The sequence below is a fragment of the Variovorax sp. GW821-FHT10C12 genome (assembly GCF_059415405.1).
The window spans coordinates 1054815-1067142 of sequence record NZ_JBWKNE010000001.1 but is presented as its reverse complement, the minus strand read 5'-3'; the positions used below and the strand labels follow the sequence as shown (position 1 = coordinate 1067142).

Genomic DNA, 12328 nt, shown 5'->3' with positions numbered 1-12328 from the left:
GCGCCCTTTCTCGCCTTTTCAGGGCTGGATCAGCGCTGCCAGCGCACGCGCCGGCAGCGATTCTTCTCGGGACAGGTGCTCGACCAGGCTGCGCCGGTCGGCCTCGGTGCGCTGCTGCGAGAGAAAGCGCTTGCCGCTCAGCGCGAGGATGTCGATCTCGAACCCGACCAGCCGCTGCAGCGCGTCATCGACGAATTCGGGCGATGCATCGGCCAGCGACCAAGACTCTTCGCGCCCCGCTTCCTGCGAGCGCGTCAGCGCTTCGAGGTGCGAGCGCAGCCAGGCGGCGTCTTCGACGAACCGCAACCGCCCCGTTGCCTGCACCGCGATGTAGTTCCAGCTCGGCGCCAATCGCCCGCTGCGCTGGCCGTTGACGTACCAGCGCGGGGAGATGAACGCGTTCGGGCTCTGGAACACGACGGTGACGTCGCAACCGCCTCGCGCCTCGCCGGTCCATAGCGAATGGCTGCGGGCCACATGGCCTGCCAACACGCCGTGCGTGCCGCGATCGATCACCTCCAGCGGCAGCAGGTTGGCATCGACCGAGCTGCCCGCGACCGTGAAGAGCGTGGCCAGCGGGTAGGCACGCATGAGCCGGTGAAGCTCGTCGCGCGCCTCGATGGCGAAGAGGGGCTGGATGTGCACGGGGGAGGCCTTTCGGGGGATCGATGCGCGTCGAGTATTGCGCCCCCTCCCGTCCAACGCAGTCGCGTGGAGGTCACCCACCCGCCACGGGTCAGTAGACCGGCTCGCACCGCACCTCGGTCTTCACCGAATTCGCAATGAAGCACTCCTCATGCGCCCGATGGTGCAGGTGCGCGATCTGCTCGCGCGTGGGCAGGTTCTCACCCGAAAAACTCACCTGCGGGCGCAGCGTGACCACAGTCATCGCCATCTTTCCTTCGGTGTTCTTCTCCATCACGCCCGTGGCCGCATCGACATAGCGGTCGACCACGAACTTGCGCTTCACCGCCATGGTGAGGAACCACAGCATGTGGCAACTGGACAGCGAGGCCACGAACATCTCTTCCGGGTCGACCGCCGACGCGTCGGAGAACGGCAGCGGCACCACGTGCGGCGACGAGGAGCCCGGCACCTGCGCGCCGCCATCGAAGCGCAGCACGTGGTGGCGGCTGTAGGTGTTGGCCAGGAAGTCCTGGTCGCCCCGCTCCCAGACGATCTCGGCGGTGTACTCGGACATGGGTCGTGCTCCTCGATGAATGGAATGAATGAGCGATGGATGTCAGACGGTCATCAGCTTCACGATCAGCGGCACCAGCAGCGCGGTCGCGATGCCGTTCAGCCCCATCGCCAGCGCAGAGAACGCGCCCGCGGTCTCGTTCACCTGGATGGCGCGCGCCGTGCCGATGCCGTGCGCCGCCATGCCGACGGCAAAGCCGCGCACCGCGGGTTCCTTGATGCGCAACAGGTTCAGCAAACCCGTCGCCATGATCGCGCCCGAGATGCCGGCAATGGCCGCGGCCACGGCCGCCAGCGACGGCAGGCCGCCGATTTTTTCGGCCACGCCCATCGCGATCGGCATGGTGGCCGACTTGGGTGCGAGCGACATCAGGAGCTCGTGCGAACCGCCGAGCACCCAGCCGATGCCGATGGCCGACACGATGGCAGCGACCGAGCCCACCAGCAGCGCCACGCCGATCGGCAGCCACAGGCGCCGCAGCCGGCCGACCTGGCTGTACAGCGGCACGGCCAGTGCCACGGTGGCCGGGCCGATCAGGAAGTGGACGAACTTGGCGCCCTCGAAATACGTGTCGTAAGGCGTGCGCGTGAGCAGCAGCACGCCGACGATGACGATCACCGACACCAGCACCGGGTTGACCATCGGGTTGCGTCCGCTGCGCGCATGCAGCCACAGCGCGCCCAGGTAGGCCAGCAACGTGAGTGACAGCCACAACAGCGGCGACTGGGCCAGGAAGACCCAGATTTCAGACAACTTGGCGGGCGCGTTCATTCGGCGTCCTTGCCGGTGATGCGGATCATCCAGCGCAGCGTGAGCGCGGTCACCGCCATGGTGAAGGCGCCGCCCACGACGCCGGCCGCCAGGAACGGCAGCCATTCGCGCCCCACCCGCTCGAAATGCAGCATGACGCCGGTCACCGCCGGGATGAACAGCAGCATCAGGTTGCGCAGCAGGTGGCCCGAGGTGTCGGTCAACTCCTGCGGCACGCCGCCGCGCACCAGCAGGCCGACGAACAGCAGCAGCATGCCGATCAGCGGACCGGGAATCGGCAGCGACAGCCACTGCACGAGCAGTTCGCCCGCAAGCTGGCACAGGAAGAGCGTGGTGATGGCGTAGAGCATGGGCCTGTTCGTTTTCCTTTTCTTGAGACGGCCCTATTGTGGTGCGAGGTGCGTTCAGCCGCTGTGTCGTGCGACGCTGGCCCTCGCCCACGCGGCCTTCAAGGCCTGCTGGCTGGCCGGCGGCAGCACGCCCAGGCGCAGGTGCCCCGGCAAGCCGAAGGACGCGCAATCGCGCAGCTTGATGCCCTCGGCGCGCAGTGCGGCGGCGCGGGGCGGGTATGGCACGTCGGGCTGCGCACCGAAGAAGTTGGCGTCGCCCGGCAGCACCTGCCAGCCCAGCGATTCGCACACGGCGCGTTGCCGTGCCTTCCAGTCGCGCAGGATGTCGAGGCTGCGCGCGAGCCAGCCTTGTGCTTCGTCGGTGGTCCAGGTCGTGAGCAACGCGACGCCGTGCGTGCCCAGCGGCCACGACGGGGCAAGACGTTCGAGTCGTTCCAGCAGCGGACCTGCCTCGTCGGCGTTCGCGGGCGCAATGGCGTAGGCGGCGCGGATGCCCGTGAGGCCCATGGCCTTGTTCGGTGTCCACAGCTGCCAGAGGCGATCGCGCTGCGCGGCGTCGTGCGAGGGCTGGCCTTCGAGGCGCAGCGGCTCGTAGGCCATGTCGAGCACGCAGACGGCATCGCTCGCGGCATGTTCGGCAATGTCGGGCTGCGGCTGGCCGAACGGGCTCGACGGTTCGCAGCACCAACGCAGCGCGGCGCCGTCGGCCTCCTCGGGTGCGCGCTTCACGCCGAGGCCCCAGGCCAAGGCCGAACGTTCGTAGTCGCCGTAGCTGTGCGCGGGCAGCCAGACCTCTGCACCACCGTCCTGCGCCACAGCGGCGCTGATGCGGTGGATGAATTCGCTCGCGCTCGCGGCGATCGCGATGCGCTCCACGGCCACGCCGTGGAAATCGGCGAGCGCGGCGCGCAGCGCGGTGTAGCGCGGATCGGGATAGTGCGCGGCGTCCGCTTCGCGCAGCGCAGCCAGCACCGCGGGGCACGAGCCGACCGCGTTGCCGTTGGTCGAGAAGTCGTGCGGCGCGGCCCCGGTCTCGTCGGGGCCGCCATGCACCATGGCGGGGTTCGTCATGCCCACCTCGCCAGCAACGGCGACAGCATCGCCAGCGAAGCGATCACCGCCAGCCCCCACGCCGCCCGTTCGCCGAGTCGCGCGGTGCGCGCGGTGTCCGCCGACGTGGCGGCGCGCCCTTCCCCGTTCAGCGCATAGACACCCGGCTTGGCGAGCCGCACGCCCAGCAACAGCGCCATCGCCCCCATCGGCCAGCCGCTGTTCGGCGACGGCGTGCGGCGCGCTTCGCGGGCCACGCCACGCGGCCAGCGGCCGGCCGCGAGGGCCAGCAACAGCACGGTGAGGCGTGCAGGCAGCCACGAGAGCACGTCGTCGGCGCGCGCGGCCCACTTGCCGAACCAGGTCCAGTCGCGTCCGCCGCGTTCGCCGCGGTAGCCCCACATGGCATCGGCGGTGTTGGCGAAGCGGTAGAGCGCCGCGCCGGGCAGGCCGAACAGCACGAACCAAAACACGGGCGCCACCAGCGAGTCGTTGAGGTTCTCGGCCAGCGACTCGATGGCGCTCTCGCGCACTTCGCGCTCGCTCAGCACCGAGACATCGCGGCTCACGAGGCGCGCGAGCCGTGCGCGGCCCGCGTCGAGCGATTCGCCCAGCGCGGCCTCGACCGCCTGCACCTCGTCGCGCAGCATGCGCCACGCAAAGAGCGGCTTGAATGCAAGCCCGAGCACCACGGCCATGGCCCACACAGGCAGCCATTGCATCGCCAGGCTCTGCACCGCCGATGCGACGGCGAACGCGGCCATCGCACCCACGCACCAGCTGAGCGCCCCCATCGCGAAGCCGGGCAGGTCGCGCGGCTTCGCGTCGGCCGCGCGCGGTGCGAGGCGGCTGCCCATCCAGTCCAGGTAGCGCCCCATCCACACGACCGGATGCAGCGCGGCGGGCGGCTCGCCCAGCCAGCGGTCGACGGCCAACGCCAGCCACAGGGCGGCGACCAGCGCGAGGGCGAAGACAGTGAAGGGATCGAGCGCGGGCATGGCAGGCATTCTCGTGAATCAGGCGGCAGGCACGGCCCGGCCGCGCCGCCATTGCACCAGCGCACCGACAGCCAGCAGCAAGGCAGCGCCGAAAGCGGCGAGCAGGCGCGGCAGCACGGCGGATGGCGGCGGGGGCGATGGGGTATCGGCGACGGGCTTCAGCTGCAAGCCGGCCACCGGTTGCGTGAGGTCCGCTGCGGCGGGCGATTCGGGTGCGGGCTGGGTCGCTTCGACGGGCGCGACGGCGGGTGCGACGACGACCGGTGCAGGGGCAGTGACAGGCGACGGCGCCAACGCAGCCTTCGCAAACCGCTGCACCGCCTCGTTGCGCTCCCGCAGCCCCGTGGCGCGCACCGCCTCGGTGTAGGCCTGCGCCAGCTCACGCCGCGTCGCGGCGTCGGGCGCCCAGTAGTTCAGCCGCACGGCATCGAGCATGCGCTCCAGCGTCTGTGCGAAGGCGGCACGGTTCTCGCGCTCCAGCCACTGCCGCGTGCCGAGCTTGTAGGTGTCGCGCACATAGACCTCGTGCAGCGACTGCCAGTGGTCCGCGCGCACCGCGGCGGGCGCGGTCGCCTGCCAGCCCCAGAGGAACTGCGCGGTCTTGAGCACCTGCAGCGCGCCGCTGTAGCCCTCGGCCTTCTGCGCCTCGATCCACTGCGGGTGCAGGTAGCGCGTCTGCATCTCGCGTGCGATGGCGCCGGCGGCGGTGTCGGTGCGCACGGCCGCGCCGTCGCGCAGGTTCTGCACGTACAGCGCCGGGTCCTTGCCCGTGAGATGGCGCACGGCCAGCGCGATGCCGCCCAGGTACTGGAACGGGTCGTCGTTGGTCAGCACGCCGTAGAGGTTGGAGGTGCGCGCCATCAGCGCCGCATCGACCTGCGCGAGGTTGCCCGCGAAGGCGCCCGGGCGCGCCGCGCCGTCGAGGCCGCGCCCGTAGGCGTGGCCCATGCGGTCCATGTAGAGCCCGGCCATCTGCGCATCACCGCCGCCGCGCTGCTGGCCCTTCCAGAGGTCGGTGGCGAGCACCGCTTCCTCGAGCCCGGCGCCGTAGCTGCCCTGCTCGTTCGAGAACACGCGCGCGGTCGACCAGCGCCGCGCCTCGGCCGCCGTCGCGCCCCCGGCGCGCAGCGTGCGCGCCATCGCCTCGCTGTGCTGCGCGACGGCGTTGCCGGGCTCGTCGAGCGCGGCCACCTGCTGCACGGCCTCATCGAGCCAGCGCATCACGTGCGGGAACTGGTCGCGGTAGGAGCCGGTGACGCTGATCAGCACGTCCATGCGCGGTCGTTTCAGCACCGCAGCCGGCACGATCTCGATGCCGACCATGCGCCCGGCCTCGTCCCAGCGCGGCTTCACGCCCAGCGCGTGGAAGGCCTGGCTCTCGGTCACGCCCTGGTGGCGCGAGGCCTCGCCGGCCCAGAGCGTGAAGGCGATCTTCTGCGGCGCACGGCCGCCGTGGGTGCGGGCGTGCGCGGCGATCCAGTCGTCCATCGCGGCGACGCCGGTGTCCCAGGCGGCGCGCGTGGGCACGCGGCTGGGGTCGAAGCCGTAGAGGTTGCGCCCGGTCGGCAGGCTGTCGGGGTCGCGCACCGGGTCACCGCCGTAGCGCGATTTCAGGTAACGGCCGTCGAGCGCGGTGAGCAGGCCTTCGATTTCCTCGTTGTGGGCCAGCACCGCGTCGAGGGCGCGGGCCCGTGCGGCCAGGGTGCGCAGAGGTTCAGCGTCGGCCGTGTCGTTGCCCGCCAGCACGGCCTCCAGCCAGCGCGCCGGCTTCGAAGCCGCGATGCCCTGCGCATCCGTGAGGAACATCTCGTCCAGGTCTTCACCCATCGCCTGCGCCACGGGCTTGCCGAGGATCTGCAGGATCGTCTGGCGCCGCCGCTGCGCATCAGGCGCCTCGCCGAAGGTCGCCAGACCCAGCGGCTGCGCGGTCTGCGCCAGCTCGTCGAGGTACGGGTGCAGCACGGCGATGAAGCCCGCGAAATCGGCGCGGATGCGCGCGGGCGTCCATTGCAGGTCGCGGTCGTAGTGCTGGGCAACGAACTCGGCGGTCAGGCGCCGTTCCAGCGCGGTCTTCACCGCGCCGGGCGACAGCGTTTCCCAGTCGTGCAGGCGCTCGTGCATCTCTCGCACGCCGGGGCGGAAGCCCGCGGGCGCGAACATGGGCGTCGAATGGCTCACCATGGTCGCGCGACCGCGGCGCTTGGCGGTCGTCGCCTCGCCGAGGTTGTCCATGATGTACGGGTAGACGTTGGGCACGTCGCCCAGCGCGAGCAGCGGATCGTCCTGCACCGAGAGCCCGCGCTCCTTGCCCGCCGACCACTCGACCGTGCCGTGCGTGCCCACGTGCACGAGCGCATCGGCGCCGAAGCGGCTGCGCAGCCAGAGGTAGGTCGCGAGGTAGCCGTGGCTCAGCGGCACGGCCGCGCGGTGGTAGACCTGCTGCGCCTTGTCGGCCACCTGCGTGCCGGGCTCGAAGCGTGGCGGCTGGCGCAGCACGACCACCTGACCGAACTGCACGCGCGGCACCACGAAGGCCGGCGCGCCGGCCACGGGCCGCAGCATCGTCGAGGCCTCGGGCGGACCCCAGTAGGCTTCGATGCGGCGTTGCGTCTCGACGGGCAGCGCGCGGAACCACGCGAGGTACTGCGACAGCGGCAGCGTATCGGCCAGGCCCTGGTCGAGCAGCGGCTGCAACGCATCGCCGCCTTGCGCGGTCGGGTAGTAGGCCTTCATCGTGGCCTGCACCTGCGCAATGACCTTGTCTGCGCCCGGCGCCTCGGTGCGGTAGCCGGCCACCTGCATCGCGGACAGCATCCGGTCGACGCTGCGCGGCACGTTGAGGAACGACGCGCCGAAGTTCGCCTCGCCCGGCGGGTAGTTGTAGACCAGCATCGCCACGCGGCGTTCGGCGGCGGGCGTGCGCCGCAGGCGCAGCAGCGCGGCGGCCTTGTCGGCCACGGCGTCGATCTGCGCGGGCAGTGGCTGCAGGCTGCCGGTGACGGCATCGCGCGCGGTGACGAGCATCGGGTCGGTCATGCCCGCGAGTTCGCTCGGGCTGTAGTAGGCCGCGATGTCGGTCTGCGCCAGGCCGTCCTTGCTGCGCGCCCACTGCGCCGCGTCCATGGCCAGCGAGGGCAGCGTCTGCAGCACGGGCACGCCGATGCGTTCGAGTTCGGCCTTGCGTTCGTTCGGGCTGAATACCAGCGCGGCGTTGATGAGGAGGTCGGCCACGCGGCGATCGCCCTCCCCCGCGTGCGTCATGCGGAAGAACAGGTCCTTCTGCTGACGTGGGCCGTAGAAGGCATAGGCGCGCAGGCCACGCTGCGCGAGCGTGCCGATCAGGCCGTCGAGCCAGTCGGTGTCGTCGCTGGTGAGCGTGGCGCTGTTGACGGCGATGGCGACGGTACCCTGCCCGCTTGGCAATGCCTCGACGACGGCGATGCTGCTTTCGACGCGCGGCCAATCGGGGCGATAGAAGCCCGCGAGCGGCAACGGCACGGGGTCGGGCAGCCCGGCGGCATCGCCGATGTGTGCCATCGCCTGCATCGAGGCTTTCAGGTTCGCTTCGCCCGGAAAACGCCAGTAGGCACGCAACCGCTGCGCCCAGGCCGCATCGACGCCGCGCTCGGCCGCGAGCGGTGGCACCTCGGGCGGTTTCTGGCCTTTTGCCACGAGCGCGAACTCCCCGATCTGCACGTAAGGGACGGAGGTTCGCGCAATGACATCGCCGAAGCGCGCCGCCGCCGACTGCGCGACGCTGAGGTGCGGCGCATCGATGACCAGCAGGCGCGCGCCGTCGAGCGCGGCGGCGAGCGCCTCGGGCGTCTCCTGCGCAGCCGACACCACCTGCAGCGGCACGCCAGCCTCGCGCGCCGCCGCCTGCAGCCGCACCACACGCGCAGGCGACACCAGCGCCGTGCTCAGCACCACCACGCGCGAGTCGGCCGCCACCGCAGGCTGCGCCATCAGGCACAGGAACCCGAGCCAGAAGACGAGAAGCCGCGTCACTTCCCGCCCGGCGCCGGCACCGCGTCCGCCGGCACGTAGATCATCGTGCCGTCCTTCAGACGCCAGGCGGTGCCGGCCTTTTCGCCATCGCCCTGCCCCGTCGCGCCGCTGGCCTTGAAGCGCGTGACCTTCCGGCCTTCGCGCGTGATGATCTCCATGTCGGGCTGGCCCTCGTGGCGGATGACCGTCACCTTGTCCTGCGAGAACGGATTCACCGGGTTGTTGATGACCGCGATCATCAGCATGCCGATGACAACCATGAAGACGTCGATCAGGTTGATGGTCGAGAGCACCGGGTCGTCGTCATCGCTGTCCAGGCTGCTCAGGATGGAGAACTGGCGCCGGCTCATGACAGCCGGTCCCGCGCGTCGAGCAGCATCACCAGCTCGCGCATGAGCCAGCGGCGGCGCACGGTGTAGACCACGAAGGTGATCGAGGCCGAGGCCAGCGCCACGATCACGGCCGCGAACGCGGGCGCCAGGCTCTGCGCCACGCCCTGCGATTCGCCCGAGGCCACCGCCACGAGCGCCGGGCCCATGGGGATCATGGTGGCGATCAGCCCCAGCATCGGCGCCACGCGACTGCACAGGCGCACGCCTTCGAGCTGCTTGAGCACGACCAGTTCCATCTGCTCCTGGCTGGCCTGCGCGTGGCGCTGCAGCACCAGCGCGCGCGACGGATCGCCGCGGCGCTGCCACCACTCGATGCCGAAGGCGCCGAGGCAGTACACCGCGTAGACGAAGGACAGCAGCACGCCGAGCGTCACGGGCCAGAGGAACAGGCGCGCGAGCTCGAAGAGAACGGTGTCGAAGGCCAGCATCAGGTGAGCTCCACGCAAGAAGATGAAGTGGAAGAAGGATCGAACAGGTCCGACGGCCGGCCCCAGCTTTCATCGAACACCAGCGAGGCCAGCGGCGCGCGCCGGGCCCAGCGTTCGCGCTGCAGCATCGGTTCTTCGTAGAACGCATGCACCGGGCCCAGGCACAGCAAGGCGATCGGCTCCGCGCCTTCGGGCAAGCCGAGCAGCACGCCCAGTTCGGCGGGCTCGAACAGCGACACCCAGCCCATGCCCAGCCCTTCGGCACGCGCCGCAAGCCAGAGGTTCTGGATGGCGCAGGAGGCCGAGGCCAGGTCCATCTGCGGCAGGGTACGGCGGCCGAACACATGCGGCTCGCGGCCGTCGGCCAGCGTCACCACCAGCAGCTCGGCCGCGTCGAGCACGCCCTGCACCTTGAGGCGCATGAACTCCTCTTCGCGTTGGCCGAGCGCGCGGGCGGTGAGCACGCGTTCGCGCTCGACCACCTCGTGCAACTGCCGGCGCAGCCCTTCGCCGCGCACGCGGATGAAGCGCCAGGGCTGCATGAAGCCGACGCTGGGCGCGTGGTGCGCGGCGTCGAGCAGGCGGCGCAGCACCTCGGGCGCCACCTCGCCGCCTGCAAAGTGGCGCATGTCGCGCCGCTCGTGGATGGCGCGGTACACCGCCCTCGCCTCGTCGGCCGCGAACGCATGCGCCACCATCGGGGTCAGTCCTCGATGCCGCGCTGCGCCGGAATGCCGGCCTTGAACGCGTGCTTGACCATCTGCATCTCGGTGACCGTGTCGGCCAGCTCGATGATCTCGGGCGGGCAGCGACGGCCGGTGAGCACGACGTGCACGTGCTTGGGACGCGCACGCAGGGTCTCGAGCACGCCTTCGAGCGGCAGCCAGCCGTAGATCAGCGGGTAGGTGATCTCGTCGAGCACCACGAGGAAAAAGTCGCCCGACAGGATGGCGGCCTTGGCCTTTTCCCAACCGTCGCGCGCGAGCTGACCCGAGCGTTCGAGGTCCTGGCTCTTCCAGCTGAAACCATCACCCAGGCCTTCGATGGGAATGCCGATCTGCTCGAACATCCGGTGCTCGCCGAAGCGCGCCGAAGGCACCTTCATGAACTGGTAGATCTTCACGGCCTTGCCACGGCCGTGTGCGCGCAGCGCGAGGCCGAAGGCCGCCGTGCTCTTGCCCTTGCCGTCGCCGGTGTTGACGATGACGATGCCGCGGCGTTCGCCTTCGGGCTTTTCGTAGGGCTTTTCGCTGGGAGGGGTTTCTATTTGCATGAGGTTTTCCGTTTGCTTGTGTCTTTGGCGCTGTCGTTCAGGGCGTGTGCACAGGCGCGAAGCTTCATAGCGGCAACGCTATCCATTGGTCTGCCACGCGATGCACGCGAATCCGGTGGTCGAACACCTGTTCGAGCGCAGCATGCGTCGCAGGATCGGCGCAAGCACCGTGATGCATCACCCGCCCCCGATTCATCACCACCAGTTCATCCGCAGCCAGCGCCATCGGCAGCTCGTGCAACACGCTGACCACGGTGCGGCCTTGCGCGACCAGTTCGCGCGCCGTCTGCATCCAGTCGGCCTGATGCGGCGGATCGAGGTTGGCCAGCGGCTCGTCCATCAGCAGCAGCTCTGCCTCGACCGCCAGCGCACGCGCCAGCAGCACACGTTGGCGTTCGCCGCCGGAGAGCTGCCCCAGCGGACGGTCGCGCCAGTCCCAAGCCTGGGTGCTGCGCAATGCGCGCTCCACCGCATCGCGATCGGCTTCGCTGGGTGCCGCGAGCCAGCGCTGGTGCGGCAGGCGCCCCAGCATGGCGACGTCGTAGACCATCAGGTCGTCGGCACTGCCCTCGCCCGTGCCGCTCTGGCCCAACCAGGACAGGCGCCGCGCGCGCACGCGGGCCGGCACAGCAGCCTGCGCCTCGCCGAAGAGCCGCACCTCGCCGCGATGTGCAAGCAGGCCGGCCAACGCTTTCAACAACGTCGACTTGCCGGCCCCGTTCGGCCCGACGATGCTGGTCCAGCGGCCGGCCGCGAGAGACAGGTCGATGCCGTGCAGCACCTCGACCGACCCGAGCGTGGCGCTGAGGCCATGCGCTTCGAGCGCGGCGGATGGCGTGCGGCTCACAGGCCGCCTCCCTTCGCGCCGCGCCGGTGCATCAGCCACAGCAGGTAGCTGCCGCCGAGCACGGCCGTGAGCACGCCCACGGGCAGCTCCTGCGGTGCGATCAGCCAGCGCGCCAGCAGGTCCGCCGCCATCAGCAGCAGCCCGCCCATCAACGCCGACAGCACGATCAGCCGCGCATGCGTGGTCTTGACCACCGAGCGCACCAGGTGCGGCGCGGCCAGGCCGACAAAAGCAATGAGACCGGTCTGCGCGACGGCGGCGCCGGTCGCCAGCGCCAGCACCGCCACCAGCGCGGCGCGCATGGCGCCCAGCGGCAGGCCCAGGCTGCGCGCCGTGGCCTCGCCCAGCGCCAGCCCGTCGAGCACCGGCGCGAGCGCCCAGGCCAGCAGCAGGCAGGCCGCGCCGACCGCCGCCATCACGGCGCAGGCGGCCCAGCCGACCAGCCCGGTGCTGCCGAGCACGAAGCCCTGCAGCGCCTGAAGAATGTCGGCCGAGGCGATGGTGATGAGGTCCTTGGCGGCGCCCAGCACCACGCCGACGATCACGCCCGCCAGCAGCAGGCGCAGGGTCTGCTGCACGCCGCGCGCCAGCGTGAGCGTGAGCAGCACCGCGGCCACCGCGCCGACAAAGGCCGCGCCGGTGAGCCCCAGCCGCATCACCCATTGCGTGCTGGTGACGGAGCCGCCGAACAGCATCAGCGCCAACGCCACGGCGAGCGACGCGCCCGAGGCGCTGCCCAGCAGGTACGGATCGGCCAGCGGGTTGCGAAAGAGCCCCTGCGCCACCGCGCCCGCAAGCCCGAGCAGCGCGCCCGCGAGCCACGCACCGAGGGTGCGCGGCAGGCGGATGTCCCACACGATCTGCAGCGCCACCGGGTCGTGCCGCGCGGACAGCAGGCTCTGGAAGCCGGTGCTGCCGATGCCCAGGCCGAAAAGCAGCAGCGCCGCGCCCAGCACCAGCAGGCCGGCACCGAGCAGCAGCACGCGACGCAGATGGGCGGAATGCATGCC

Annotated in this window: 13 protein-coding genes; all 13 read right to left on the bottom strand. The window is 70.8% G+C overall.

From position 1 onward, the window contains the following. Positions 1–18: 18 nt before the first annotated feature. Positions 19–645 carry an FMN-binding negative transcriptional regulator gene (locus AC07OH_RS05130; RefSeq protein ID WP_495299830.1) on the bottom strand — a complete coding sequence of 209 codons (627 nt, stop codon included), beginning with the start codon at positions 643–645 and terminating at the stop codon, positions 19–21. Between the two features lie 91 nt (positions 646–736). Beyond that, positions 737–1201: an OsmC family protein gene (locus AC07OH_RS05125; protein WP_495299829.1), complete on the bottom strand. Its 465-nt coding sequence runs from the start codon at positions 1199–1201 to the stop codon at positions 737–739. Positions 1202–1243: 42 nt separating this feature from the next. Next, a complete protein-coding gene (locus tag AC07OH_RS05120; RefSeq protein ID WP_062479889.1) occupies positions 1244–1972 on the bottom strand; it encodes an LrgB family protein in 729 nt (242 codons plus the stop codon). Next, positions 1969–2322: a CidA/LrgA family protein gene (locus AC07OH_RS05115; protein WP_056581435.1), complete on the bottom strand. Its 354-nt coding sequence runs from the start codon at positions 2320–2322 to the stop codon at positions 1969–1971. The genes AC07OH_RS05120 and AC07OH_RS05115 overlap by 4 nt, the downstream gene beginning before the upstream one ends. Positions 2323–2376: 54 nt before the next feature. Beyond that, positions 2377–3393, bottom strand: a complete 1017-nt coding sequence (locus AC07OH_RS05110) for an aminotransferase class I/II-fold pyridoxal phosphate-dependent enzyme (RefSeq protein WP_495299828.1) — start codon at positions 3391–3393, stop codon at positions 2377–2379. Continuing rightward, positions 3390–4370 (bottom strand): adenosylcobinamide-phosphate synthase CbiB, encoded by a 981-nt coding sequence (cbiB, locus tag AC07OH_RS05105; RefSeq protein ID WP_495299827.1) that lies wholly within the window; start codon positions 4368–4370, stop codon positions 3390–3392. Before cbiB ends, AC07OH_RS05110 begins: the two co-directional genes overlap by 4 nt. An 18-nt stretch (positions 4371–4388) precedes the next feature. Further along, positions 4389–8378: a cobaltochelatase subunit CobN gene (gene cobN, locus AC07OH_RS05100; protein ID WP_495299826.1), complete on the bottom strand. Its 3990-nt coding sequence runs from the start codon at positions 8376–8378 to the stop codon at positions 4389–4391. Continuing rightward, positions 8375–8728 carry a DUF2149 domain-containing protein gene (locus AC07OH_RS05095; RefSeq protein ID WP_070060498.1) on the bottom strand — a complete coding sequence of 118 codons (354 nt, stop codon included), beginning with the start codon at positions 8726–8728 and terminating at the stop codon, positions 8375–8377. Before AC07OH_RS05095 ends, cobN begins: the two co-directional genes overlap by 4 nt. Further along, positions 8725–9198, bottom strand: a complete 474-nt coding sequence (locus AC07OH_RS05090) for a MotA/TolQ/ExbB proton channel family protein (protein WP_492735541.1) — start codon at positions 9196–9198, stop codon at positions 8725–8727. The genes AC07OH_RS05095 and AC07OH_RS05090 overlap by 4 nt, the downstream gene beginning before the upstream one ends. After that, a complete protein-coding gene (gene bluB / locus AC07OH_RS05085) occupies positions 9198–9896 on the bottom strand; it encodes a 5,6-dimethylbenzimidazole synthase (protein ID WP_495299825.1) in 699 nt (232 codons plus the stop codon). Before bluB ends, AC07OH_RS05090 begins: the two co-directional genes overlap by 1 nt. Positions 9897–9901: 5 nt before the next feature. Then, the gene (cobO, locus tag AC07OH_RS05080; RefSeq protein WP_095745107.1) at positions 9902–10471 is read right to left on the bottom strand and encodes a cob(I)yrinic acid a,c-diamide adenosyltransferase; all 570 of its coding nucleotides are present in this window, start codon (positions 10469–10471) and stop codon (positions 9902–9904) included. A gap of 64 nt (positions 10472–10535) precedes the next feature. Continuing rightward, positions 10536–11318: an ABC transporter ATP-binding protein gene (locus AC07OH_RS05075; protein ID WP_495299824.1), complete on the bottom strand. Its 783-nt coding sequence runs from the start codon at positions 11316–11318 to the stop codon at positions 10536–10538. Then, positions 11315–12325, bottom strand: coding sequence for a FecCD family ABC transporter permease (locus tag AC07OH_RS05070; RefSeq protein ID WP_095747588.1), 1011 nt, complete (start codon positions 12323–12325; stop codon positions 11315–11317). The genes AC07OH_RS05075 and AC07OH_RS05070 overlap by 4 nt, the downstream gene beginning before the upstream one ends. Positions 12326–12328 lie beyond the last annotated feature (3 nt).

Coding starts and splice junctions, on each gene's coding strand:
- cbiB (WP_495299827.1), bottom strand. CDS start 4,370: ATGCCCGCGCTCGATCCCTTCACTGTCTTCGCCCTCGCGCTGGTCGCC.
- AC07OH_RS05115 (WP_056581435.1), bottom strand. CDS start 2,322: ATGCTCTACGCCATCACCACGCTCTTCCTGTGCCAGCTTGCGGGCGAA.
- cobO (WP_095745107.1), bottom strand. CDS start 10,471: ATGCAAATAGAAACCCCTCCCAGCGAAAAGCCCTACGAAAAGCCCGAA.
- AC07OH_RS05070 (WP_095747588.1), bottom strand. CDS start 12,325: ATGCATTCCGCCCATCTGCGTCGCGTGCTGCTGCTCGGTGCCGGCCTG.
- AC07OH_RS05095 (WP_070060498.1), bottom strand. CDS start 8,728: ATGAGCCGGCGCCAGTTCTCCATCCTGAGCAGCCTGGACAGCGATGAC.
- AC07OH_RS05125 (WP_495299829.1), bottom strand. CDS start 1,201: ATGTCCGAGTACACCGCCGAGATCGTCTGGGAGCGGGGCGACCAGGAC.
- AC07OH_RS05110 (WP_495299828.1), bottom strand. CDS start 3,393: ATGACGAACCCCGCCATGGTGCATGGCGGCCCCGACGAGACCGGGGCC.
- AC07OH_RS05120 (WP_062479889.1), bottom strand. CDS start 1,972: ATGAACGCGCCCGCCAAGTTGTCTGAAATCTGGGTCTTCCTGGCCCAG.
- AC07OH_RS05090 (WP_492735541.1), bottom strand. CDS start 9,198: ATGCTGGCCTTCGACACCGTTCTCTTCGAGCTCGCGCGCCTGTTCCTC.
- bluB (WP_495299825.1), bottom strand. CDS start 9,896: ATGGTGGCGCATGCGTTCGCGGCCGACGAGGCGAGGGCGGTGTACCGC.